The organism is Flavobacterium sp. UBA4854, assembly GCF_002399805.1.
In the GTDB taxonomy this organism is placed as follows: Bacteria; Bacteroidota; Bacteroidia; order Flavobacteriales; family Flavobacteriaceae; genus Flavobacterium; species Flavobacterium ginsengisoli.
The window spans coordinates 83,089-109,936 of the sequence record NZ_DHEI01000143.1 but is presented as its reverse complement, the minus strand read 5'-3'; the positions used below and the strand labels follow the sequence as shown (position 1 = coordinate 109,936).

The following is a 26,848-nucleotide window of genomic DNA, read 5'->3' as shown; positions in this document are numbered from 1 at the left end:
CTGGCATTCCAGACAATGCTGTAACTCGTAGGCGCGTTTGTCACAGCACTGTAGCTCAGACTGGTGCTCTGCACGCCAGCGCTAAAGCACACTGCTCCTGCCGATCCGAGCGTGATTGTCGGAAGAGGATTGACGGTAACTGTAAAATTATTTGCTGCTGATACACATCCATTCGCATTGCTAACAGTTAAGGTCCCAGTGTATGTTCCTGCCGCTGTATTTGTCGGTATAGGGATATTGATCTGACTTGCTGGCAATGGAGCATTAAAAACCGATGCAAAAGTATTTGTCGGACTGGCATTCCATGTAATGCTATAATTAGTTGGCGAGTTTGCTGTAGCGCTATAAGGCAATGTCGTGCTTTGCGCACCTGAACTTATACAAACTGCAGTAGTTGCACCTAATGTTATTGTTGGAAGTGGATTTACTGTTATAGTGAAATTCGTTGCAGCAGCAGATACACATCCAGCCGCATTGCTAACCGTTAGTGATCCTGTATAGGTGCCCGCAGCAGTTCCAGCAGGAACAGCAATATTTATTGGAGTTGCTGGCAATACGGCATTTGTAACAGGCAAAAAGCTATTTGCAGGACTCGCATTCCATGTTATACTATAGTTTGTTGGTGTATTTGTAACTCCAGTATAAGGTAATGCTACATTTTGTAGACTTGCGCTCGCACATATAGCAGAAGTTGTTCCTAAAGTTATTGTTGGCTGAGCGCTAACTATAATATTTGCAGCATTATTTGTACTGATAGATGAAGTACAATCTACTGAAGTTAAAGATGTAATTGTAATAGTGCAATTCCCTAAAGTCGTTAATCCTCTAGCTGTAAAACTTCCAGAACCAGCAGTATTAACTACCATTGGTTCTGTTTTTCCTGTTGCGTTTGGCAGACTTGTATTATAAGTAACTGTATATGTTCCAGCCGGAAGACTTGTTGCTGTACCTGTTAACTGCACTTGTGAAGTGGTTCCTGTACAAACATTTGGTGCAGATGTTGCAGTTAAACTATACGTTTTACAAGTATAAGTAATGTTAATATTACCTCTTGCTCCACTCCCTCCATTTTGTGCAACATTAGCACTTAGAGCTCCGCCACCGCCGCCGCCGTTAGTCCCTCCATTAGTTCCAGCTAGATCTGTTAATAATAAAGTAGATTGCGCAGCTCCACCAGCTCCAGCTCCAGCTACTGTACCGTAATTACCTGCATTTCCACCAGCACCAGACGCAAGAAGCAAACTTAATCCAGCAACTTTACCATTTGTACCATTTGCACCTATTGCAGTTCCGAGATTTCCAATAGCACCAGTACCTCCTGTCCCTCCTGTTGGAGTAGAAGTTGTTGCAATATTACCTTTTCCTCCCAGACCTCCAGGTGCATTGAAAACACTTGTAAATCCCGTTATAAATGATGCTCCTCCTGATGCTCCATCACCAGCTCCTCCGGCAACAGCTGTTCCAACTACATAATTCAAGCTTGAAACGCCTATTGTGTTAATTGTTCCTTTAGCATAAGCTCCGCCGCCGCCGCCGCCGCCGCTTCTCCCTTCAAGAGGCGTCACTTTCGCTCCACCTCCAGCGCCACCGGCTCCCCAAGCTTCAACAGTAACTACATCCATACCGGCAGGAAGAAGAAGAGATCCGCTAGTTGTGAATGGGTGTGATATTTGTGCTTTTGACGTTGTATAAAAAATTGATAAAACTAAAACTAGCAGAATTCTTAATCTTCTACTTGATTTTAATAGTTTTTCAATATCTGCTATTAAAGATAAATGGCCGAACAAACTTGGCATAGTAAGTAAATCTTTTCTCATCTTTTGGCATTTTAGTAATTGAAAAATAAATTCAAACTCAGAACAAAATAAATTGCAAAATCGGGAAAGCTAATATTGGGAAGTCAGATAAACAAAACTAAAGTTGTGATTTGGAAATAAAGAAACCCTCCAATTTTTACAATCAACTTGAGGCAGATAAAACAACAGTTTTTATAGCTGTGCTTTTCGAAGAAAAAAACAAATTACAAAGGCTTATAGGAATACAATTAATCGATAAAAATTGCTTTTAATCGATTAAATACAACTACAAGGTACGATTTTATTTACATTGAAATTCATAATGTAGTATTAAACACATAATTTTAACAGCTAAAATCTATAAACTGTAAAAAATAAGAAAAAACTGTTAAAAAAGAAAAAATCCAATGCTATACCACTGAATAACAATATATTAAAACATTAAAAAGGTTTGTTCCAATAATTTTTCGATTTATTAAAAAATTACCTTTTTTGAATTGGATTTACCATTTCCAAAAATGACTTTTACAAATAAAACCTGATGAGAAGAGGTCAAGTTTTGAACAGCGATTTTTTTAGTTTCAAGTTTATCTTCTTTATAAATTTGATTTCCCAAAACATCAAATATTATAATCTCGCTTATATTTTCTTTGGTAGATTCGATATTTATAATGTGATTTTTAGCAGATATTAAAATGTCATTAGAATTATCTTTAAAAGTTGTATTCCCTAAAGTTTTATCATTGTAAATTATAGAAAAACGATTATAGAAAGTTCCTACTTCAGACGTAAATTGATAAGGCCCTTCAGAAAGATTATGAACTAGATTTAAATTTTTATCTACTAAAAAAATAGGTTTGTCATTAAAAAAATCATCTTGATGATCGATTTCTACTTTAAAACTATCATTAATAGTAGTTTTATATCCTAAAGAAATTGAATCATTCTCCGAAAAAGGCAATTCACGCCCCTGAATCACTAACTTTTTATCTTCTATTATACTATAAAAATCTACTGCCGTTGCTGAGCTCAAATATTCTGCATCATACATTAAATCTAAAGAATTTGAAGCTTCTGTCGCGTAGCCTAATAAGATCTGTTTAAATTCATTTCCATTATTTCTAATGTTTAGCCAAAATCGATACTTTTCGTTAATCGATTTCACTTCTGAATTTGGAGTTGGTCGAAAAAAAGAAGTATTTTTATCTCTGACTCTCATGCTATTATTAAATTCTAAATAACCAGTCTGATTGCTTTTCACAAAAAAACCTTGTCCAGAAGCGATAAGACCATCTGGTGCATCATTACTTATTCCAGAATTTAAAGCTGAACTTGTGCCAACTCCGCCTAGTAAATTATAAACTGCAAAATCATCATTGCTATAACGAGCGGTATTAGTTCCGGGTATAGTTATTCTGGGCGGCGTATTGTGTGTCCAGAAATATAAGGTTCCTTTTGTTTTTGGAGCATTACTTCTTAAGAAATCATCTGCATTTATTGCACAAGGGTATGGATTACCAACGAAATAATACCGCTCTGGTGCAATAAATTCAACTTCTATTTTGCCATTATTTGGAATTCCTTTAAAAACACCTTCAAATATTCCTCGCTCGGTATTAGAAAAACTTTGAGGTGCTCTCACACTGTATCCATGCCCTGGATCCATAGTGAATGTTCCGTAAAGATTTGTTTTCCATCCCAAGATTGGATCAAACCATAAATATTTATCAAAGTATGTTTCTGGCGAAAAATCACATAATTTCATATCTGCTACTGGCGAAGACCAATAGGTAAGATCGAATCGAATTACGGGTTTTGTTTTTCTTTTTGCATGAACAATTCCAGTGTTTACTATATCATCGTCATCTTGATATAGACTGGCGGCATTTTCTAAAACCAGTATTCCTTGGCCGGTATAGGCAAACTCAATTCCTAATGTATTATTCTCAAGCAAAGTAACCGTTTTTCCTTTGTCTATATTACATCCGCAAATATTAGCAGTAGTCAAATTTTGAAAATTTTCTTTAAAGTATACCTCTTTTCCTGCTGAAGGAAAACCGTTTGACCATGAGGTTCCATTCCAAGTTGTTGTATTAATGCAAAATTTTAAACGAGCTATTCTATGTTTTGGCTTGCCCGAAACGGAGTTAAAATTTCCTCCAATTATCAATTTATAATCTTCATTAAAATTCATCGCATACAAGGTGTTATTTAGTGGTGCTACGAAAGAATTATCAAAGATTCCTGAAGATGATAACCGGATCAATCTAGAGGAAGAAATGGCATTATATGTTCCAGAAAAAGTTCCTCCTACCCAAATTCTATCATCTGGCTGCACTAAAAGAGCACGAACATCTCCTTTATTGAAGCCACTACCTGAATTGAAGGTATCATCAAGACTTCCGTCGTTGTTTAATCGAACAATGCGCTTTTGTGAAACCTCATTAAAAGTCAAAAAAGAACCACCTACAATAATCTTCTGATTGGATTGAAGTGCAATTGCAAAAACATATTTATCAAAACCAACTCCTATATTAAAACTCTCGTCAATACTTCCATCTTGATTTAATCTTACTAAACCTGCAAAGGGTATATTATTGAAAGTTTTAAAACGACCTCCTACGAGTATTTTCCCATCTTTTTGCAAAACCAAACTTTCTATGAAAGAGTCTGCGCCTAAACCAATATTAAAATCAGGATCTCTTGCTCCGTTTGGAAGAATTCGGACAATTCTACTAGCATTGACCGCAGATCCATTATATTTGGTAAATGTTCCTGCAGCAATTATTTTTTGATCAGATTGAATGGCCAATGCATTAACCTGTCCATTAAATCCATCTCCACTATTAAATGAGTTATCGATATCTCCATTTGGAAATATTCTAACAATACGATTATTCGTAAAGTCATTATATTTTGTAAAATTACCACCCAAAATTATCTTTCCATCTAATTGCAATATGGTAGCTTTTACTGCATTATTACTTCCTGAATTCATCGCGTTAAAAGCAGGATCAGTCGTGCCATTTTCTAATAAACAAGTAATTTTTGAAGCAACATTTCCATTGAACTTTTTGAAATTTCCCCCAATTATAGTTTTTCTATTTGGAAGAGGCAAAATGCTAAAAACAGAATTGTCAAAACCAATACCAGAAGCCAAGTATGAAATATCATGTTCTCCTTCGTTACTGATTTTTACCAATCTGCCTTGATTTAGACCATTAAAAACACTGAAAGAACCACCGACAAACCAAGCCCCCTCTTCATCAAATTCTAAAGCGAATACTGAAGCTGTTGCAGGCCCAGAACCGATATCAAAATTAGGTTTTATGCTTCCATCGGGTTCTAGTAAAATTAGTCTCACCACTTCGTTGGTATTATAAAATCCCGTAAAGGAACCTCCAACCATTATTTCTCCATTCTTCTTAATCTTGATTGTTTCAACTGCTTCTTTACTAAAACCAGAACCATTTACGAAACTTTCATCTCTAGTTCCGTCTTCATTCAAACGGATGATCCTATTAGCGGTAATATTATTAAAAGAAGTAAAATTTCCTCCTAAAACTATTTTACCATCAGGTTGCAAAGCAATGGCATTAACATCATTGTCAAATCCTGCTCCACAATTAAAACTAGAATCAAAAGTCCCATTAGTATTGAGTCTAATAATACGATTAGCTGAAATAGTATTAAATATGGTGAAATTACCGGTTAGAAGTATTTTCTCGTCTGCTAAAATTTTTACTTGTGTAACATTTAATAAAGATCCCGAACCAATAAGAAATGTAGAATCTAGCGATCCATTTGGCAGCAAGCGTGCAACCCTGTTTATCTTACTACTATTATAGTTGGTAAAACTGCCAACTATAATTATTTTCCCGTCAGACTGTAAAGCAATATCATAGACAATTCCTGAAGTTGCTCCAATTGTTGTATTAAAAGTAGGATCATAAGAACCATCTTGATTCAGACGGATTATTCTTCCTGCACTAATTCCGTTATAGCTTGTAAAGCTTCCTCCAATTATAATTTTCCCATCTGATTGTAAACAAGAAGAATAGATTTTACCATTAAAACCTGTTCCTGTATTGAAACTTTCGTCTATGGATCCATCTGTATTTAAACGAGTGAGATAAGAAACCGATGTTCCGTTCAATCGCAGAAAATCGCCACCAACTAATAAAGTTCCGTCCTTTTGCATGAGAAGAGTTCGGACAGTATTATCAAACCCATCACCATTTTGTCCATCATCAAGAATGTTAAAAGAGTTGTCAATTTTTCCTTGCTGAGCAGAAACTGTACGAACTGATATTGAAATTATGATTAGTAAATAAAATATATTTTTAATCAAGACTATATAATTGAAGTTAATATTTGTAAGAATTAAGCTAAAATTATAAAGCGATTATTAAAAATACAATACCTAGATTTAGGGATATTTTATTAAAAAAAAAGCCCATTCCTTAGAGAAGAAATGGGCTTTGATGAAGTATTATTTTTTTATGGTAAATTAGAAAAAACAACTTTTTTAGAAACTGTCGAACCGTTTTCTAAAGTTACTTTAACTAATAAAACCTGATCGCTAGAATGCAAATTATTAATTTGTAATTCTGACGAATTTACTTTGTTTTTACTATAGATTAACTGAGCTCCAACATTGAAAATATTTACGTCTTTAATTGTTTCTTTAGAAGAAGTAATACTTACTACTTTATTTTTCACTGAAATTAAGACGCTATCTTCAATATTTTCAAAATCACCAGTACCTAATGTTTTATTGGTATAACGAAGAACAAAACGATCTGCAAAAGTTCCGGCTAATGTAGAGAACGTATAATTCTCATTTCGTAAATTGATTATTTTCCCCGTAGTTTTATCCTCTAAATAAACCTCTTGTTTATCAAAGAATCCATCAGCATGATCTATTGCTATAGTAAAATCACTATCTATAGTACTTTTATAACCCAACGGAACAATATCTGTATTGTCAAACGGTAAAGCACGCCCTTGAATGGTTAATTTCTTTGTTTCGTTTATACTATAAAAGTCGATAAATGAATTAGCTCCAAGCGTTGCAGCATCATAATTAAAATCTACGGAATTAGTAGCACCTTGGATATAACCTACTAATATTTGTTTGAAGGCACCTTCGGTATTTCTAATGTTCAGCCAAATACGATTTCTTTCAATACTAGAGCTTTTAGCTGTTTTAAAGAAATTAGTATTTTCTGTTGCACCTTCGCGCATATCATTATTAAAATGTATTACTGTCGTTTTTGGTTTCGCAAAAAATCCCTGACCTGCAGCAATAAATCCACCAAATGATTTAGGTGCTGTTCCGCCATTAATATCTGTACTTCCTGATGCCGTACAAATTATATAATCATTACTACTGTAACGAGCAGTATTGTCTCCAGGAGCTTTCTGCGGAAGTAAAGCATGTATCCAGAAATAAAGCGGGCCTAGAACATCAGGATTAGCATCCCACAATTTCTCTACATCTATCGGTGATGGATAAGGATTTCCTAAGAAAAAGTATTTATCTACAGCTGCACCTGTTACGTCTATATTACCGTTATTTGGAACTCCAATAAATTTTCCTTCAAAGGTACCTCCATCAACATTATCAAATTCTTGAGGTCCTCGAATGCTATATCCTTTTCCTACTTCCATTGGCAATGTTCCATACAAATTAGTTGCCCATTTATACTCAGAAGACCAGTATAAAAATTTATCGAAATAGGTAGTCGGTGACAAGTCTTGCATTCTAAAACCTTCTGGTTTTGTTGATTTAATTGGACTTGACCAATAAGTTAGATCAAAACGGCGTACGTCGGTTGCTCTAATATAAACGATATCACCATCATTTTGGACGTTATCCTTTTGTACTAAACTAGAACCGCTTTTAAATACTAATTTTCCATTACTTTTTACAATATTTGTAATTCTTAAAGTAACATTAGACGGGATTTCTACATCTGGTCCTGTAGTTGGAACATCAATAATTAAAGAACATGCCACTACATTTGGTTTATTGCTTTTAAAAGGTTGATCTACTGCTACAGATTTAATTACAACACTTTTGCTTCCATCGGGTTCGCCATTACTCCATCCTGAATCTGTCCATTCTGTAATAGAACTTTCGTCTGTTATGGCAACCGTTGCAGCGTTTGAGGTACAACCTGTAGTATTATCTTTAACTGTAAAACTATATGTATCTATTGTTAGATTTTGGATAGGTACAGAAGAATCCGTTCCAGAAAAACTTCTTGATCCAGTAGTTAATCCTGTTTGATTAATTGTCCAATTTGCTGGTAAATCAGTTAATGTTATAATACCGAAACCACCACAAGATACATTGTTGTTTTTTGTAATTGTTGGGGTTGTTGGTAGTGCTTTTACTGTTATTGTTGCAGTAGCACTATTAACAGAAGTACAAACACCGTTTGTTATAACAGCTCGGTAAGATGTAGTTGCTGTTAAATTAGAAGCTGTAAGTGTTGTACTTGTATTATTTATAACTGTACCTGCCGTTGCAAAATTATCTAATGAAGATTCCCAATGTGCAATTGTCCCTGAATTACCGCTTAATGTTAATACAGTATCGCCTGTACCTGAACAAACTGTCGTACCACCTGCAATACTTCCTCCTACTGGCAAAGAATCTACATTAATAGTTCCTGTTGCAGTAATAGTTCCGCAACCGCCAGTTAAAGTAATCGTATAATTATAAGAATTTGTAGAATTTACTGTTGGAGTTCCGCTTATTGTTGCAACATTTCCTGCCCAGATTCCTGAAATTCCAGCAGGAAGGATTCCAAAATTTACTCCTGTCGCTCCATTAGTAGAGTACGTAATATTTGTAATTGCTGTATTAGCACATACGGTCTGTGAGTCTGTTCCTGCAGCTGAAGTTAGGGTTATCGTATTGTTTGGGGTTACAGTATTAGTAATTCCTGCACTAGTTGATGTACATCCTGATGCATTAGTAACATCTACAGTTACAGTCTGTCCATTTGTTAAAGCTGTTGTTGTATAAGTAGCACTAGCTCCCGATTGAACTGTAGTAGAGCCAACTTTAAATACATAGCTTGTTCCACCTGATGCAGTAAAAGTCACCGATGTTCCTTCGCAAAAAGTGTTATCTGCGTCATTGCTGACTAAGCCTGCTACTGGTAAAGCCAATACATTAACATAAGTAGTAGAAGAAACAGAAGAACAACCTCCTGTAGTAGTTACAACAACTGTCGCGTTCTTAATTCCTGTTCCTGTAACCGTTATTTTAGGATTTTTTATATCAGTTTGCGAAAAGGTCACCCCTGTCGATGTAGTTGTCCAAGAATATGATACACCTGAAGCAGGGACATTTTCAACATCTAACTGAACACTTGCACCATTACAAGCATCTACAGTTTTAAATTTTCCTTTAGGTGTTGTTGTCGCTACGGGGTTCACTTGAGAAGTAGGAAGTAAAACAATGTTGTCTACAATAGAACCAAGTGTAGTAGTTTCAAGTGAGTTGTAAAATTCAATCCATATAGAAGAAGTTGATGGTGTAAATTGAATAGTCTGAAACACAGAACTATTAGTTGTATCACTAGTTGTATAACTTCTTGTTATTGTATTTGATCCGTCAATTATTTTGACATCAACCGCAACAGTAGGGGAAGATCCCGGTCTACGAGCATAAATAAAACTTAAAGTATAAGGAACGTTAGGAATAACTGATACCGTTTGTCCTAATGATGCTTCTACATCTAATTCTGCGGTATAATTTTCACTATTGCCGTTTGGAAAATAGACATTTTCTTTTAAAACTTCAACCTTCGTTCCTTTTGTAGTAGCTTTTGACCAATTATTTGTATCGTTACTAAAATCTCCGTTTTGAATTAAATTACCTACACAATTCGAAAGAACTACATCATCTGTAGATGAACCACAACTAGCAGTAGTTATTGTCCAATTTAAAATATATACTCCTGCTCCAAGAGGAGTAAATGTAGCGTTAGCAGCATTAACATTACTAAACTGAGTTAGAGCTGTACTTGGACCACTCGCTATACTCCATTTACCTGTACCAGCTGTAGGGACATTGGCAGCTAGCGTAAATGCTCCATTGCCATATTGATCAGCACCCGCATTGGCTACTGTTGGTTTTGGGTTTACTGTCATTGTAATTCCTGCCGATGTAGCAGGACTTCCTGTTACACACGTTGCATTTGATGTCATAACACATGTAACAATATCATTATTTGACAAAGTTGAACTTGAATACGTTGAACTATTTGTTCCAACTACAGATCCATTAACTTTCCATTGATAAGTTGGAGCTGCTCCACCATTTACAGGCGTTGCCGTAAATGCAACTGATGTTCCAGAACAGATTGCTCCAGATGGAACGGCTGCAATACTAACAGAAGCCGCTACATATGGATTTACCGTCATTGTTATTCCAGGTGATGCGGCAGGGCTTCCTGTTACGCAAGCCGCATTTGATGTCATGACACAAGTAACAACATCGTTATTTGACAAAGCTGAACTTGAGTAGGTTGAACTATTTGTTCCAACTACGGATCCGTTAACTTTCCATTGATAAATTGGAGCTGTTCCACCATTTACAGGCGTTGCCGTAAATGTAACTGGTGCTCCAGAACAAATCGTGGCCGATGGTGAAGCCGCAATGCTCACACTTGCCGTTACAGCTGGATTAGTTGACGTTACAGCCCAAGATCCTGTATTGGTACAACCTTTCAACGAAGTTACTAAATTGTAAGTTCTAGCTGTTAATCCTGTTATGTTTTTAGTCGTTGCGGTAAAACCTACTGGATTAGAAGTCCAAGAATAAGAATATGGATCCGTCCAAACAGGAGAATTCGTAAGGCTTGATGCTGATAGTCCTGCACTTCCAACTGATGCAGTTGTTGAACCTGTCCCTTCAGTAAAGCTATAACCTGCTAATAATCCTGTTTGCGCTCCATTATAGACAACAAAGCCTGATGCCATACTTGTAACCTCAGTTGCAGAAAGTGCTCTGTTCCAAAATCCTAGTTTAAAAACTTCTCCAGTATATCCTCCCCCTGTTGCATCAAGTGTTCCCCATCCAAATTTTGTCGTATAAGTACTTAACCCGTAATTTGAAACTGCACTACCTCCCGAAACCTTTTGAGAACCATCAACATAAATTCTAATTCCGCCTGCTGTTCCATCAGCTGTAACTGCAATATGATGCCATCCATTATCATTTGGGTAATAAGTGCTTAAAGACATATTAACCTGACCCGCTGCGGCTGTGTAACAGATTAAATTTCCATCTATAAAACCAATCTCTACGGCATCATTTTGTCCAAAAAGAGACATTCTATTTGCTCCAATGGCAGTAGCACGATCAAATTTCACCCATCCTTCTATCGTAAAGGCAGCTCTATTAGAAAGCAATTGACTCCCCGTATCAACATATTGATTACTTGCACTTGTAAAAGCTAATGAAGCTGGCGATAATGCGTTTGTAATTGTGATTGATCCATCAGCAGATGTTGGACAGGTTGTTTTTACCACTGTCGCTGTAGGCGTAGGCGGTGTACTATAGTTATAAATAGAAATTGGCCCAAAAGTTCTATAACAAAAAGTTGATGGTTTTGATGCCACAATAGTATAATCTCCAGTAGTATTAAACGTACCGAAATTTAAAGCATTTCCTGTTCCTGCGACAGCAGAACCTACCGCGGTTGTACCTCGATATAATTGATAATTAACTCCTGTTTCTGAACCTGACAGTCCTATTGGAGTTCCAGCTACTGTACTACAATAACCTCCGCCTGTACCAGTCATTGTAAATGACGCTAAATTACAATTTGAAGCACTTACATTTACAATTCCATTAACCGCAGAGAAATAGGTATTATTTTGATTATCTGCTGCCGAGGTTGTACTACCCCATGATCCCGTTACGGTGTCTACCCCTCCTAAAGTCAACTTATTAGCTGTATGAGTTAGCCCTGTACCTAAATTAGCTACAGAAGCAACAGATAAAGTACCATTTATTGTCAATCCTGTTACAAATGTAGTGGTTCCAGAACTAATCGTTAGATTATTAAATGTTGAGAATATTGATGACGGTGTTGATGGTAAGGTATTTGTTGCTGTTAATTGAACTGTACCTGATCCTGCAGTAAAAGTATTTGAAGTACTAGTATTTGCAAGTGCAAAACCTTGACAAACAAGGAGTCCTCCGTTTGTCATATTCAAAGCTCCTCTTCTATTGTTACTACCATTTTCTCCTAATGTCACAATACCATTTACTGTAAGTCGGCCTGTGGAGTTAGTATATGATAAAGTTGAAGTATTATTATTACTTGTTGGTGACATAGATAATGAAGCACAAGTAAATATTCCATCAACTGCTACATTATGGTTTGAAACTATATAGACATTGTCTACTGGACTAGGAGGCCCTCCAGTTGTTCGATAAGTCTGTCCTGTATTAGTAGATGATGCGTTTGCTAACAAAGTTAAACTTGTATTACTCGCTATAGATGCAACAGTACCAATTGCCGTACCTCCTTGAGTAGTTATAACTGAACCTACTGACAACTGGGTTAAAAAAAGCGTTGAAGTTCCTGTAACAGTATTAGAAGCTGTTGAAGAAGCAATAGTACCTGTTCTATTTATATTAGCATTAACCCACGTTCCTGCAGCACTCCAACTTCCCGGGGCATTACTCGTTCTATTTTGAGAAAAAAACGTCTGTGTAAATACAAAAAACACCCCAACACAAAGCAATCCTAAACGTGATGTGCTTGATTTTTTGGATAAAATCTTAGGGGAAATGAAGAATAAAAACGAGTAAAGTAATTTTCTCATCATATAACAGTAGGTATTTGTTTTAAATTTGTTTTTGGTTTGCTTAAAGCAAAAAAGGCATTTCTTTCAAAAAAAATAAATGTTCTTTTGGTATTATATTGAAATCCAAAATGTTAAAATCTTGGCATTTAGCCGAAATTTAAAAATGTTAAAATTCCGTACAAAAATATTTAAATTAGCCTAATACACAAGGTTATAATTTATTTCTTTTTATAAAATATTAACAAATTTTAGAAATATTTTATAACTAATTGACTATAACTTCATTTAAACGTTAAAACGCATGAAAAAACCGACGAACAGCACTTTTACCATCAAAGAAGCTTTACAAAAATTAGAGCATTTTTGTGCTTATCAAGAGCGCTGTCACGATGAAGTTGTTGATAAATTATACAGCCTAAAAATGACTCGTGATGAGATCGATACTATTGTAGTTCAGCTTATTGAAGGCAATTTTTTAAACGAAACTCGTTTTGCTTGCAGTTTTGCTAGAGGCAAACACAGAATTAAAAATTGGGGAAAAATCAGAATTACAAACGAATTAAAAGCGAGAAACATTTCTTCAACAAATATTACTTTGGCTTTAAAAGAAATTTCACCCGAAGAATATTTTGAAACTTTCGAAAATCTTGCAGAAAGATCTTGGAATACTATTTCTGAAACTAATCTTCTTAAAAAGCGTAAAAAATTTTGTGACTATATGCTTCGAAGAGGTTTCGAGAGCAATTTAGTCTACGAAAAAGTAAAAGAATTAGAAGAAAACTAAACTTGTTTTTTTAATACTCCAAAAAGAAGAATTTTTATAAATTTTCTAAATTCTTAAAACTTCTCATCCTCAAAAAAACAACATAACTCATAGTTATAAAATATTCCTGTTTCTAAGATTTTATAGCAAATCTGACGTTTTTTAGTCTAAAAGCGCAAAAAACAACCTCAAAAAATCCAATTTTTTACGATTATTCTTATAATATTTTCCATTCTTTTATAAGAATATTTATCGAACATTAAAATTTTTAATGTAGTTCATCGACTATTTTAACAATTCATCGATTATATATGGGTTCTCAAAACCCTACCAAATTCTAGCTCGTAGATGTATCTATCTTTGCCGCGCTTCGAAAGTTCTATGCCAGCATAACAAATTGATAGAAAACATTTAACATGAAAAAAACTTTACTTTTATTCTTATTGTTACCTTTTTTTGGATTTGCTCAAGGTTTGAGTGGTGATTATATAATTAGCAAAACAAATACGTTAGCAAAATTTGAAACCCTTACAAGCGCTATCGCAAAATTAGAGCAAGTTGGTTTTGATGGTCCAGTAAATTTTTTGCTTGACGAGGATCAAACGGTTACTTCGCAATACGTACTTAAAGAATACGCCAATTCAAGCGAAGCAAATATTCTTACCATTAAACCCTACACTGATAAAAATATTACAATCACTGTTAAGAAGCCAAATGACTACACAGGAATTGCCACAGTTTTTTTATTTAATGGAGCCACGAATATAATTATTGACGGAAGCAATTCTACAGCCAATACAAGAAATTTAACTTTGATTAATGATGACGCGTTAGGTTACATAGAAAGATCAATTATTTGGATAGCTAGCAATGGTACAAAAGGGTCAAATAATATTACTATAAAAAACAGTATTTTCAAATTTTCTAATCGCAATGCTGGAGTAAATCTTTTATCGGGAGTTTATTCTGGAAATAATACTATAGGAGGAAACAATACAATTAGCAAAGAAGCAAATTCTGCTAGCAATTCAAAAATTACGATTTCTAATAACGAAATGATAAATACGAAAGAAGGTATTTACATAAACGGAAATAGTAATACGACATTATCTCCTAATTCATGGAAAATTAAAGAAAATAAAATTGGAAGTTCTATTACAGAACAAAAGCCTATTAGAGGAATGTATCTTTCTAATATGCTAAATTATGAAATCTCCAATAATACAATATCAGGAGTAAGAAACACCGAGAATCAAAGTAATGATGCCGCAGCAATTGTTCTTTTAGGAACTAGTACAGGGACAATTTCAAGCAATACAATTGATGACATTGCAAATGCTGTACACAATAATGGTTATTTAACAGCTGGTATATTGGTTAAATCAACAGGAGTTACCAATATCTTCAACAATATAATAAGTAAAGTTTACAATACTACAGCAGATTCCGATAAAGGGAATTTTGAAAATAGAGGACATAATATTTTTATAACATCAGGAAGCAGAACTAATGTCTATTACAACACTATTATCGGTAGTGGGGCGCCTACTGGTACAACGGGAGCTTCTTGTCTTTTTACAAAAGGAGGCTCTGGAATCAATGTTAGAAATAATATTTTTATCAATACTCAATCCGGCATACAATATGCTTTCTTTATTGCTGGCGGTACTTTAGGTACAGTTAGTCATAACAATTACTACGTAACAAACAGTACAGATGGCTTTTCAAATAGAATTGGTGCTAAAGAAGACGGAATTCCATACACAGGCGCTACAGGATTTTCTGCTTGGAAAAGTGCCACTTCAGAAACTAACTCTACAATCATCAACCCTTCTTTTACTTATGATTATCACTTACAAGATGTTGCAGCCAACAATGATTTGCAAGGAATAGCCATTTCAGAAGTTACAAATGATATTGATGGAGAAGCAAGAGTTAAGCCATATATGGGGGCAGATGAAATCTTAAAGTGTGCACCAACAGGTGACCAAAATACTTTTGGATCAAACATTTGGAATGGATATGTTTATAAATTAACAACCAATACCATGCCTCCAAATATTTCTTATCCTGCTTTACCAAGTACTAGCATAGCAACTTATATAGGAACTGTAACTGAAAACAAAACATTTGATAGAAATATTGGAGGTGGTGCTGTTACTGGTCAAACTTCGAATTTTGCCTGTGATGCTGCTCCTTCAGATCGATTCTTTGTAAGATATAAAATGCTTGCTGATATTACTGAAGCTGGCGTATACAGTTTTGACATTGGAAGCGATGACGGGGTAAGACTTTATATCGATGATGTAGCTACACCTCTTGTGTCAAGATGGAATGGTCACGGCTTTACTATGGATTACGCTACACAAAATTTAAGTGTAGGCGAACACAAATTTGTTCTTGAGTATTATGAAGACGGAGGTGATTCAAGAGTTTCTTTTTTCTTCGGTATTCCAAAAGGAAATCCTTCTGAATATGGAGACAAAGTTTGGAACGTTTACGGTTATGTGAACAACGATATAACCTTAGCCAATGTAAGATATGCGGGCTATTATGTTGATCCAAATTTAAATCCCGATTCAACAAATTACTGGCCAAAAGATAAATCTCCTTCAGCTGCAACCATTTGGCAAGGTTCTCAAATACCAGACAACAATTTTACAGTGGTTTACAAACGTAAAGGTTTTGATTGTGGATTATACCAATTAAAACACATGAATCATGATGATGCTATTGAGCTTTACATCGATGATAAATTAATATTTTCTAAATATGGTTGGGATAATGCTACGTATTTAATTAACAATGGAGATCTTTACCCTTTAAACAGCGAGTCTAGAGTAGAGATACGCTTAAGAGAAGATGGTGGCGATGCTAATCTTGGAATTAATTTTACAAAAACAGATATTATTTACAATGGGACTGGAACTATTCCTGATGGAAGTAGCTTAGTAATCAATAAAGACACTGCTTTAGAATCCGATCTTAAAGTTTGCTCATGCACGATTAATCCAGATATTACTCTAACCGTTAAAAAAGATGTTACCCTAACTGTTGATGAAAACATAAAAGTTGAAACAGGAGGTAAATTACTAATTCTAGACGGTGGATCATTACTTCAAACTTCAACAAGTAAAGACATGTTTTCTGGAAGCATGCAGGCTTTTGAAATACAAAGAATTACCAAAGTACGACGTTTTGATCTGACGTATTGGTCACCACCAGTAAATAATCCAGATTTTAAAATGAATACTTTGTCTCCTGAAACCTATTTTGATAAATATCTTTACTGGTCTTCTGATTTCAAATGGGCAACCAATCTGTATGGAACATTGCCAATGGAAGTTGGAAAAGGATACAGTATTCGAGGCCCACAGTCTTTTAATAATGAATCGGCTTCTGATTTTACAGGAAAATTCTATGGAAAACCAAATAATGGAGACATTGTAATTCAAACCGCCGCAGATAAATATTATTTTACTGGAAATCCTTATCCATCTGCTATTGATGCTCGAAAATTTATTAAAGCAAATGGAGATGTTGGACCATTATATTTTTGGACACATGCATCGTTGCCAAAAAAAGAAAATGGCAGCAACACTGCTACATACAGCAGTCCAGATTATGCAATATTTACATCATTAGGAGGAACAAGAGCGACAACTGGAGGAGAAACACCTTCTGGATATATTGGAGTAGGACAAGGCTTCTTTGTAAAACCAAAAGTAACTTCAATTATTTTCAACAATGATCTACGTGTAAAAGCACAAAATATGCAGTTTTTCAAAACTACTGCGAAAGAAACCGAAACTGAAGTAAATCGCTTATGGTTAAATCTAAGCAATAATGAAGATGCTTTTAAACAGTTATTAATAGGGTATGCAGAAGGCGCAACAAATACCTTCGATTATAATTATGATGCCGTTACGCTAGCAGCTAATTCATATGTAGATTTTTACACGATTAACGAAGCAAAAAAATTGGCTATTCAGGCAAGAGCTTTACCTTTTGACAATACAGAAATAATTCCTCTTGGCTATAAAGCAACTGTAGAAACTTCGCTTACAATCTCGATAGATCACGCAGACGGATTTTTCGACCAACAAGCAGTTTATCTTGAAGATAAAACAACAGGTATAATAACAGATTTACGTGCTTCAAATTACACTTTTACAACTCTTGTCGGAACTTTTCCAGATCGTTTTGTATTACGTTACACTAACAAAACACTTGGCACAGATGATTTTGAAAATGTAGCGGATGGAGTTTTAGTAGCTGTAAAATCAAAAGTTGTAAATGTAACCAGTGGAACTGAAAACATTAAAGAAGTTCAGATTTATACTATTGGCGGTCAAATGCTTTACAACAAAAACAAAATTGAAGCTAAAGAATTGCAGATTCCAAACTTACACTCTAGCAATCAAGTTTTATTGGTAAAAGTAATTCTTGAAAATGGTCATGGAACAAAAAAGAAAATCATATTTAATTAATAGCAAAAACCCATCTTAAAAGATGGGTTTTTTGTTTTTATTTTTAAAATTCAGTTTTACAACAATCGCATTTATAATGGTATTTTGAATAAAAAGGCATCAGAACAAAAAGCAGTGAAAAAATAAATGCAACTAATGATTTCGTATCTCTTAGTGAAGTAATCATTTCGACTTTTTCGGCACCGCAATTTGGGCATTGAATTAAATCATTCTTTTCATCTAATGAATATTGACTAACTGTCGAAAGAATTTCACTTGCTTTTTTAAAATCTTCTTCTCTCACAAAAAGCTTGACCCCACCAACAGCATTACTCCAAATCGGATTTGAATCTACTATGTGATTATCTCTTAAATAAACTTCTATTCCTTCAGATTCTAGCTTGCCACAGAATATTTGGGCTTCTGATGAATATTGATAACTTCTAACTAATTTAAAATCTTCTTTCATACTTAAAAAACAAAATCTCTAACCAATTCTAAAATTTTATTTATCTCTTCCATCGAATTATAACTATGAAGACAAAAACGTATACGTTCTTGGCCTTCTGGAACAATTGGAGAAAAAATAGATTGAACATCGAATCCTTTATCTTGAAGATTCTCCGACAATTCTTTTACATTCTTATTACCAGGAACAATAGCAGAATGTATTGGAGATTTACTATGAACAAACATTGGTTTTAAACCTAATAAATTTTTCTGCTGATTAAAAAACACAATATTTTGACGAAGCTTTTCACGGGTTTCTTTTTCAATTTCCAACTGTTGATACGCTATAAAAATGGTTGCTACAGCATGAGGAGATAATCCAGTTGTATAAACAAAGCTTCTCGCAAAATTGATTAAATATTCTTTAAGACTACCACTTCCTAAAATTGCAGCGCCTTGACATCCTAAACCTTTTCCAAAAGTTACAATTCGAGCAAAAAATTTATTATGCAATTGCAAATATTGAGTCAGACCTTCTCCTTTATCTCCAAAAACGCCTAAAACGTGAGCTTCGTCAACAATTAAATAGCAATTGTATTTTTCTGAAAGATGCACCAGTTCTTCTAAATTCGGACTATCGCCATCCATAGAAAAAACAGTTTCGGTTACAATATAAATTGTAGCATTTGAATAGTTAAGAATAAGTCGCTCTAAATCTTCAACATCATTGTGAATATAATAATGAGATTTAGCTCGAGACATTGCGATTCCATCTTTTATTGAAGCATGACATAATTCATCGCACAAAACAACATCATTTTCTTGCGGTACAGCGCTAAAAAATCCCAAATTGGCATTGTATCCCGAATTGAAAATTACAGCCGCTTCTGCCTCATGAAATTCCGCTATAAAACTTTCTGCAATTTGATAAAGAGAATGATTTCCTGAGATTAATCTTGAACCTGTCGCTCCGTTTTGGAAAATCTCATTTTCTAATAAATAAGCATGAGTGTGCTTGAAAATAGTTTCTGACTTCGAAAATCCGATGTAGTCATTAGACGAAAAATCAATCAGATTATTAAATATAGGCAATTTTCTAAACAGATTGTTCTGTATACAAGTTTCCAATTTACGATTAAGATTTTCTGGCAGCTTCATAAAAACAAAGTTAGAAAATTCATTTTAGAATAAAACAAGCAGCGAATTTCTGTGAAATTCGCTGCTTTTCTAAATTTAAATTGCGCTAATAAAAGGTGATTGATGACTATATTTAGATTCAACCATTTCTTTTACTAGAAATTTCGAAATATCCAATGCAGTGATTCTATCTCCTAAACAATCTTCAAGATTTACAGAAATTTTATCACTATCATCAGAAAAAACAATTAACGGAACACGAACCTGCGTCCAATTAACCTTACTTTTAGTTAAAAGATCGTAAGTTAATTGACGGTCTTTCTGAATTTCAGAAAAATTAGTTTTCATCCAGTCGGTTGCCATGATTGTTTTTGGACTTTTTTTATCAAATGGAGTATCGATATTCAATCCTGCAAGAAGAATGTATCTCTGAATTTCATAATCATTCATAGCATTTAGAACATTCTTTGTTGCCTCACTCGCTACCATCGGTTCTCCCGGTCTCTGACCAATAGTACTAATTACAGCCTGACAATCCCTAAGCAATAATTTTACAGATTCTTCATTAATAGCATCGCCTTTAATGATTTCAATTTTTGAATTTTGAAAGGTAAAATTGTCTGGATTTCTTAATAGAAGTTTTACACTAAAACCGTTTTCTAATAATTGGTTTACAAGATATTTTCCTGTTCTTCCGCCACCGCCAAGAACAGCAACTTTTGATATATTTTTCATATATATTCTTTATAAAATTTGACATAAGCAATATATGCCCCGTCAAATAAGACGAAGCAATAACATAAAAGCTTACTGAGCTTTTACAATTGATCAAATATTTTATAAAGAGATTTTGATAGTTCAAAAATACAGAAATAAAAAAAGCCAGACTTTAAATCTAGCTTTAAATGTATTTTTTTTAACAGTTTAAAAGATTGTATACGTTACCGTATTACTCGTCGTACTATTAATAGTATATTGAGTAGTCGCAGGATAACCTCGTTTTACAATATCACGTTCTGCTGCAGTAAGTGGCGACTCGCAACAGATTCCCAACCAAGGGGCTGTATATGTTGGACCAACGACGACATTTGTAGCTTCTATTGAAGCTTTAGTAACATTCTCAGAACTTGTAGTTAGAGACATTGTCCCAAAACTTAATGCAATTAGCAGTATTCCTAAAAAAACTTTTTTCATAATATTTTTTTTAAATGTTATTATACTTACAAACGTAGCTAATAATCAGTAAAATATTACAACTTTTAAAATGGTTTTTTCATGTTTTTTGTTAATTTTCTGACATATGAAATATCAGACTCAAACAAAAACAATACAAAAGGCAAATACTAACTATTGTATATTCTCTTTCTTCACCCATTTAAAATTTCCTTTCTCTGTAGCATCAAGCAAATCAATATTGAGTTTGTTGGAAAGATCGAGAGAAAATTGAAATGCTGATTCTTTATCTTCAAAACTGTACATTTTATAATGTCTGTTTTTAACGTACCAAAGATTTGTTCCAAACTCACCATATCTATCTTCAAAAAAAGAAATATATTCAAACTCAGTAGCTTTCAATTTCACATCATAAGAAAATGGTCCAATAATGTATCTTGAAATTACTGTATTAGTCTCCAAATCTATCAGCATATTTTTGGTTGCCGAAAATTTGAATCCATAGACTAAACAATATGTTCCACATAAAAGAAATGTAACAAAAGCTCTGATCGCTATTTTAATCGACACTTCAATAAAAGCAAAATATACAAACAAAACGATCATGTATATGAAAGCTCCAAAAAAAATTGATGCTAATAATAGCTCGTACCAAGCTCGTTTTCCAGTAAAAATCGAAATTTCATTTTCTTTTTTTTCTCCCATGTGCCAAAAATAAAAAAAGCCAGACAATGTTGTCTGGCTTTTCTGCTTATTTTGAAATTGTCTTAGTCAACTAATACAATTATCTTATTGTTTTTCATTTCGATTGTTCCTGACTTAATCTCTAAAGTATAAGTTTGGTCATTCACTCTCGTAAATTTATCAGCAGCCTCTTTAGAAAAACTGAAGCTTGGAGCTGCAATTTTAATTGTCCCTTCTTCTAAAATAGAAACAATTGGCGCGTGATGATTTAAAATCTGAAAGCTTCCATTAACTCCTGGTAAAGTAACAGATGTTACCTCTCCTGAAAATAATTTCGCTTCTGGTGATACTATTTCTAAAATCATTTTTTTTGAGTTATGAGTTATCAGTTATGAGTTATAAGTGAGCAGAAACCCATAATTTATAACTCATAATTCATAATTTATATTAAGCTTCAGCTAACATTTTCTCTCCAGCTTCGATTGCATCTTGAATAGAACCTTTCAAGTTGAAAGCTGCTTCTGGAAGGTGATCTAACTCACCGTCGATGATCATGTTAAATCCTTTGATAGTATCTTTAATATCAACTAATACACCTGGAATACCTGTAAATTGCTCTGCTACGTGGAATGGCTGAGACAAGAAACGTTGTACACGACGTGCTCTAGATACTGCAAGTTTATCTTCTTCAGATAACTCTTCCATACCTAAGATAGCGATGATATCTTGTAATTGTTTGTATTTTTGAAGAATCTCTTTTACTCTTTGCGCACAGTTGTAGTGCTCATCTCCTAAGATGTGTGGAGTCAAAATTCTTGAAGTAGAATCTAACGGGTCAACCGCAGGATAGATACCTAACTCAGCAATTTTACGAGACAATACAGTTGTTGCATCTAAGTGCGCGAAAGTTGTAGCTGGCGCAGGGTCAGTTAAGTCATCCGCAGGAACGTAAACCGCTTGTACAGATGTAATAGAACCTTTGTTTGTAGAGGTAATACGCTCTTGCATTGCACCCATCTCAGTTGCTAATGTTGGTTGGTAACCTACAGCAGATGGCATACGACCTAAAAGTGCTGATACCTCAGAACCTGCTTGTGTAAAACGGAAGATATTATCAACGAAGAATAACACGTCTTTTCCTTGGTCTGATCCAGCTCCATCACGGAAGTACTCAGCGATAGATAATCCTGAAAGTGCCACACGTGCACGAGCTCCAGGTGGCTCATTCATTTGTCCGAAAACGAAAGTAGCTTTAGACTCTCTCATTCCTGGCATATCTACTTTAGATAAATCCCATCCACCATTTTCCATAGAGTGCATGAAATCATCACCGTATTTAATAATTCCTGACTCTAACATCTCACGAAGTAAGTCATTTCCTTCACGTGTTCTTTCACCTACTCCAGCGAATACTGAAAGTCCACCGTGACCTTTTGCGATATTGTTGATCAACTCCTGAATCAATACTGTTTTACCAACACCAGCACCACCAAACAATCCAATTTTACCTCCTTTTGCGTAAGGCTCGATCAAATCGATTACTTTAATACCTGTGAATAAAACTTCAGATGAAGTTGATAAATCTTCAAATTTAGGAGCTTGTCTGTGAATAGGCAAACCGTTTTCTCCTGTTTTAGGTAAATTACCTAAACCGTCAATGGCATCTCCAACAACATTAAATAAACGTCCATATACGTCTGGACCGATTGGCATTTGGATTGGATTACCAGTTCCAACTACCTCATATCCTCTAGACAAACCGTCTGTAGAGTCCATAGAGATTGTACGAACAGTGTTTTCCCCAATGTGAGATTGTACTTCTAGAACTAAGATAGTTCCATCTTTTTTAGTGACTTCTAGTGAATCATAAATTTTTGGAAGTTCAACATCTTTACCGTTGAAAACTACGTCAACTACTGGTCCAATGATTTGAGCAACTTTTCCTATTACTTTTGACATTACTTATGTATTTATTAAATAGCTATTTAGGTTTATCGAAAATACCTCTTTTTTCAGAGCGCAAAGATAATTTTTTAAAATATAAAATCAATTTTTTTTTCATAAAAAATACCATGATTTTGTTTGATTCATAAAACTTGCTCAAAAAATAACAAAAACAGCATTTTTTTAATAAAAGAAAAAAAACCGCTTCATTGGTAAAAATGAGCGGTTTTTTGATATTGAACTAATTCTTTAATTATAACTGTTTCGAAAATAGAACCTGATAATTACCAATATCTACACCTTTTAAGTTAGAACCATATTTAGTATTAATGGCCTGAATAAATTTATTAGCAATAAAAGCATACCCTCTTGGAGTAGGATGAACTCCGTCTAAAGAAAACATACCTCCAGTAACAAAAGTAGCTTTCAATGTAAAATTGTTCATTGTAATTCCGCTTGCTTTATTTAAATCAGACATAATTGATTCCGCATCAACAATTGCCAAACCATTTGCCTCAGCAGCTGCTTTTATAGTTGCATTATAAGCTGCAGTAGCCACTCCTATTTCATCTACTTCAGAAGGCAACAAAACATATCTATCTGGCAAAGGAAAAGTAACCCCTAATTGCGCTAAAGATGGCGAAGGCGAAGCGATTCCGTCTAAAGCAACACTTGGTGCCTTACCTATTCTTGTAGAAGCCCCTAAAACAATTAAATCAGTAGGCAAAGCTTGTCTTGCTCTTCCAAAAATCATCCCCATTGCTGTAGCAGTATTAACATCTAATCCACCACCCATTAGCACTGCTTTTAAATTTGCTGACAAATCTGGCAATGTTTCATCTACAATCAATAACGGATTATTTCCTGTTGAAGACAGAAGCTTAATTCTATCACCCTGACCTAAAAATGCTAATGCATTATGTAAAGGACCATACAATTGTGCATTTAAAGCTGGAATCAAACTAACTCCTTTATCAGTTAAACTAGCTTGACTAAGTTGATTATAAGCAATTACATGAAAATGAGGAAGTGTTGTTATAACAGGAAGATTTGCCACAACACCTTTTCTTCCGCCAGCAACAAGCTGAGCAACCAAAGCTTTGTACGCACCGTCAAAAGTCGCAGGAGGAGTTAAAGGATTTACCGTAGGATCTCCACCAGCTGTTGCATATCCTAACTCATCATTACCTCCAATCCATAAAGAAAAGAAAGTAGGATTTTGACTTAAAGCATCAGCCAAAACAGTTGTTGTTGCACTAGATGCGAAACGAGCAAAATACGGATTTGCTGTTCCTGTAGCAACACCTGCAGCATTACCATAACCAGGAGCAAGCAAATGAAAGCTTTTTGCCCCAGGAACTCCTAAATTATTAAACGCCCCTGATAAATGCGCTGTAACCTCTGTAGTAGGCACTCCGCTTACAGGATCAACAGTTGAATTCGGATGTTCTGGTGTTATTGTTGTATTAAAATACAAACGCGGTCCGCTAATTATATTCCCTCCTAACAACAATCCACCTACATTATCATTTGCAAAAGGTGTTTTAAATTCACCTCCACCTACTAAAGCAAATTGCTTTGCTAAAATATTTGGGTAAGCTCCTTCTTGACCTTTAATAAACAAAGCATTATCGCTAAATCCCGCCGCAAAAGAATCTCCTAAAGCAACATACTTTGAAAAATCTGCAGTTCCAGCAGTTAAAGGCTTACCATCAGACGACTCTACTACAGGAGTCACATCATCATCACTATTACAAGCCATAAAGGTTAACGAAACCAATACAAGCCACTTGAAATTTTTTATCATAATCTATATTTTTTATAATTATCTGTTTCTCGACATAGATCTGGAAACACAAATAATGAATTTGACTTAGAGTTAATAATCAATTATGGGTTAATAGTCCAAGAAGCAAAATATTGCTGTCCGATTAATCCAGCTCCAATAACTTGGTAATATTCTTTACCGCCAATATTAGCAGCTCCTAATTTTACAACAGATTTCAATTTTGGAATTCCATAATTTATTTGAGCATCAATTACTGTCGCAGATTTGATTGTACCATCTGCAAAGTTAGATTCCCATTCGTACTCGCTGTTCCATCTTCCACTTACATTAAATCCGAAGTTTTTGAATAATTTATCATTTCCAAGAGATACTTTAACTCTATGTTTTGGCGTATTAAATCCAGCCTCAAAACTTGGATCTTTAGCTTGATCAAAATCAAATTGAGCATAATTATAGTTTAATCCTAATTCGAAATCGCTAATTATTTTTCTAGAAAGACCAACACCAAATCCTAATGAATGAATCTCTACATCTGAATTTGTATACAATTGATATGCTCTATATTCTCCGTTTTGAAGAGCTCTGATTGACTGAACACCTGGATCAGCAACTCCTGCAGCAATATTCGGATTATCCTGAGCCGTTCCATAGAAAGGAGACACCACATTTAAATTACCAATAAAATTATTGTAGATATTATAGTATCCATTGATATCTATTGATGTGCCTTCAAAAATAGAACGATATCCAACCTCAAAAGCCTTTACTTCTTCTGGCTTCACATAATTAGCTCTTGATTTTTTCAATAACGCAGCCGCTGCGATAGGATCTGTTCCAGCCATTGCAGAAAACGCAGTTACAGAACTTGCCAAGTAAGAATTGCCATAAGCATCATTACCATTCATAATCTTTGTAGCACTTCCAGCATAAAGCTGACCTTCTGCGCTAAGACTGAAAGTTTCATTAAATCTAGTTAAGTTATCTGGAGCAGAACCTAACAATACTGCATTACCAATATTAAATCCGATATATTGATCTTGAGTTGTCGGGTTTCTAAAACCTGTTTGAAAAGATCCTCTGAAATTATGGTTTCTCTTTTCTCCAGCAGAATAAACAAGAGATAAACGAGGAGAGTAATTACCATCAAAGTTTTTAGATTTATCATAACGAAGCGATCCTGTAAACTTCATTCTATCATCCAGAAACTTTTTCATCAACTGTGCATAAGCTCCGTACTCGTTATAATTAATCAAACTAGTAGCATCCGTATAAATTCTTCCGTGAGAATTTAACTCATAAGATCTAAAAGAACCTCCGACTTGAATTTCAGCAAATTTTATAATATCTCTGAAATTATAGTTTGCATCTGAGTGATACATTTTAGAATTATCCACCAATCTCGATCCGCTTAAAACATCTGGATCATTTATAACTTGATTAAATGCATTTTTAAATTCAGCCGTACCTGGTAAAAAGCGACCCGTATCTGCTGTAGATCTCGCCAAAGCATTGGCTTGTTGCGGATTCATACCTGCTAAAGTTCCTTGAATATAAGCTCCCGCATATTGTCCAAACCAAGTATTATCGTCTTTCCATTTTCTATTTACATTAATTCCTGTAAATACCATATCGTAAGAATGACCTCCATCCTCTCCTGTCATATACCCTCTCACGAAAAAGTTTTTTCCTCTAAACTCTAATTTATGCTGTTGCATAAAAAAGTCATTTAAATAATATCTGTTTGCTCCTTGGTAAACCGCATTTCCAGTTCCAAATTTACTCTGCCAGATAATTTCCAATC

General features: G+C 34.6%; 13 protein-coding genes and 1 pseudogene. 2 read left to right on the top strand and 12 right to left on the bottom strand.

The features are described from left to right. The 3 genes and pseudogenes from B3J44_RS21100 to B3J44_RS21090 all read right to left on the bottom strand — a co-directional run. Positions 1 to 1,817: pseudogene (locus tag B3J44_RS21100) on the bottom strand (hypothetical protein); the annotation flags it as partial. 454 nt (positions 1,818 to 2,271) lie between these two features. Beyond that, positions 2,272 to 6,147: a T9SS sorting signal type C domain-containing protein gene (locus B3J44_RS21095; RefSeq protein WP_286971249.1), complete on the bottom strand. Its 3,876-nt coding sequence runs from the start codon at positions 6,145 to 6,147 to the stop codon at positions 2,272 to 2,274. A 149-nt stretch (positions 6,148 to 6,296) separates the two neighbouring features. Beyond that, a complete protein-coding gene (locus tag B3J44_RS21090; protein WP_286971247.1) occupies positions 6,297 to 12,659 on the bottom strand; it encodes a T9SS sorting signal type C domain-containing protein in 6,363 nt (2,120 codons plus the stop codon). A 280-nt stretch (positions 12,660 to 12,939) separates the two neighbouring features. Here B3J44_RS21090 and B3J44_RS21085 point away from each other — a divergent pair, with 280 nt between their 5' ends. Together B3J44_RS21085 and B3J44_RS21080 are read left to right on the top strand one after the other, a co-directional pair. Continuing rightward, positions 12,940 to 13,422 carry a regulatory protein RecX gene (locus tag B3J44_RS21085; protein WP_198855243.1) on the top strand — a complete coding sequence of 161 codons (483 nt, stop codon included), beginning with the start codon at positions 12,940 to 12,942 and terminating at the stop codon, positions 13,420 to 13,422. Between the two features lie 395 nt (positions 13,423 to 13,817). Next, positions 13,818 to 17,891 (top strand): T9SS sorting signal type C domain-containing protein, encoded by a 4,074-nt coding sequence (locus B3J44_RS21080; RefSeq protein ID WP_286971245.1) that lies wholly within the window; start codon positions 13,818 to 13,820, stop codon positions 17,889 to 17,891. Positions 17,892 to 17,934: 43 nt separating this feature from the next. On the opposite strand, the gene B3J44_RS21075 is transcribed toward B3J44_RS21080, so the two are convergent. The 9 genes from B3J44_RS21075 to B3J44_RS21035 all read right to left on the bottom strand — a co-directional run. Continuing rightward, positions 17,935 to 18,339: a putative signal transducing protein gene (locus B3J44_RS21075; RefSeq protein WP_286971243.1), complete on the bottom strand. Its 405-nt coding sequence runs from the start codon at positions 18,337 to 18,339 to the stop codon at positions 17,935 to 17,937. Between the two features lie 2 nt (positions 18,340 to 18,341). Further along, positions 18,342 to 19,478, bottom strand: a complete 1,137-nt coding sequence (locus B3J44_RS21070; protein ID WP_286971242.1) for an aminotransferase class I/II-fold pyridoxal phosphate-dependent enzyme — start codon at positions 19,476 to 19,478, stop codon at positions 18,342 to 18,344. A gap of 75 nt (positions 19,479 to 19,553) precedes the next feature. Next, positions 19,554 to 20,192 carry an NAD(P)-dependent oxidoreductase gene (locus B3J44_RS21065; RefSeq protein WP_286971240.1) on the bottom strand — a complete coding sequence of 213 codons (639 nt, stop codon included), beginning with the start codon at positions 20,190 to 20,192 and terminating at the stop codon, positions 19,554 to 19,556. Between the two features lie 189 nt (positions 20,193 to 20,381). Next, positions 20,382 to 20,651, bottom strand: coding sequence for a hypothetical protein (locus B3J44_RS21060; RefSeq protein ID WP_198855238.1), 270 nt, complete (start codon positions 20,649 to 20,651; stop codon positions 20,382 to 20,384). 153 nt (positions 20,652 to 20,804) lie between these two features. Next, the gene (locus B3J44_RS21055; RefSeq protein WP_286971238.1) at positions 20,805 to 21,335 is read right to left on the bottom strand and encodes a hypothetical protein; all 531 of its coding nucleotides are present in this window, start codon (positions 21,333 to 21,335) and stop codon (positions 20,805 to 20,807) included. Positions 21,336 to 21,397: 62 nt separating this feature from the next. Beyond that, positions 21,398 to 21,679, bottom strand: a complete 282-nt coding sequence (locus tag B3J44_RS21050) for a FoF1 ATP synthase subunit delta/epsilon (RefSeq protein ID WP_177211684.1) — start codon at positions 21,677 to 21,679, stop codon at positions 21,398 to 21,400. A gap of 82 nt (positions 21,680 to 21,761) precedes the next feature. Next, positions 21,762 to 23,273: a F0F1 ATP synthase subunit beta gene (gene atpD / locus B3J44_RS21045; RefSeq protein ID WP_198855236.1), complete on the bottom strand. Its 1,512-nt coding sequence runs from the start codon at positions 23,271 to 23,273 to the stop codon at positions 21,762 to 21,764. 238 nt (positions 23,274 to 23,511) lie between these two features. Continuing rightward, the gene (locus B3J44_RS21040) at positions 23,512 to 25,065 is read right to left on the bottom strand and encodes an SGNH/GDSL hydrolase family protein (protein WP_286971237.1); all 1,554 of its coding nucleotides are present in this window, start codon (positions 25,063 to 25,065) and stop codon (positions 23,512 to 23,514) included. An 83-nt stretch (positions 25,066 to 25,148) separates the two neighbouring features. After that, a partial coding sequence (locus tag B3J44_RS21035; protein ID WP_286971235.1) for a TonB-dependent receptor domain-containing protein occupies positions 25,149 to 26,848 on the bottom strand: 1,700 nt, incomplete at its 5' end.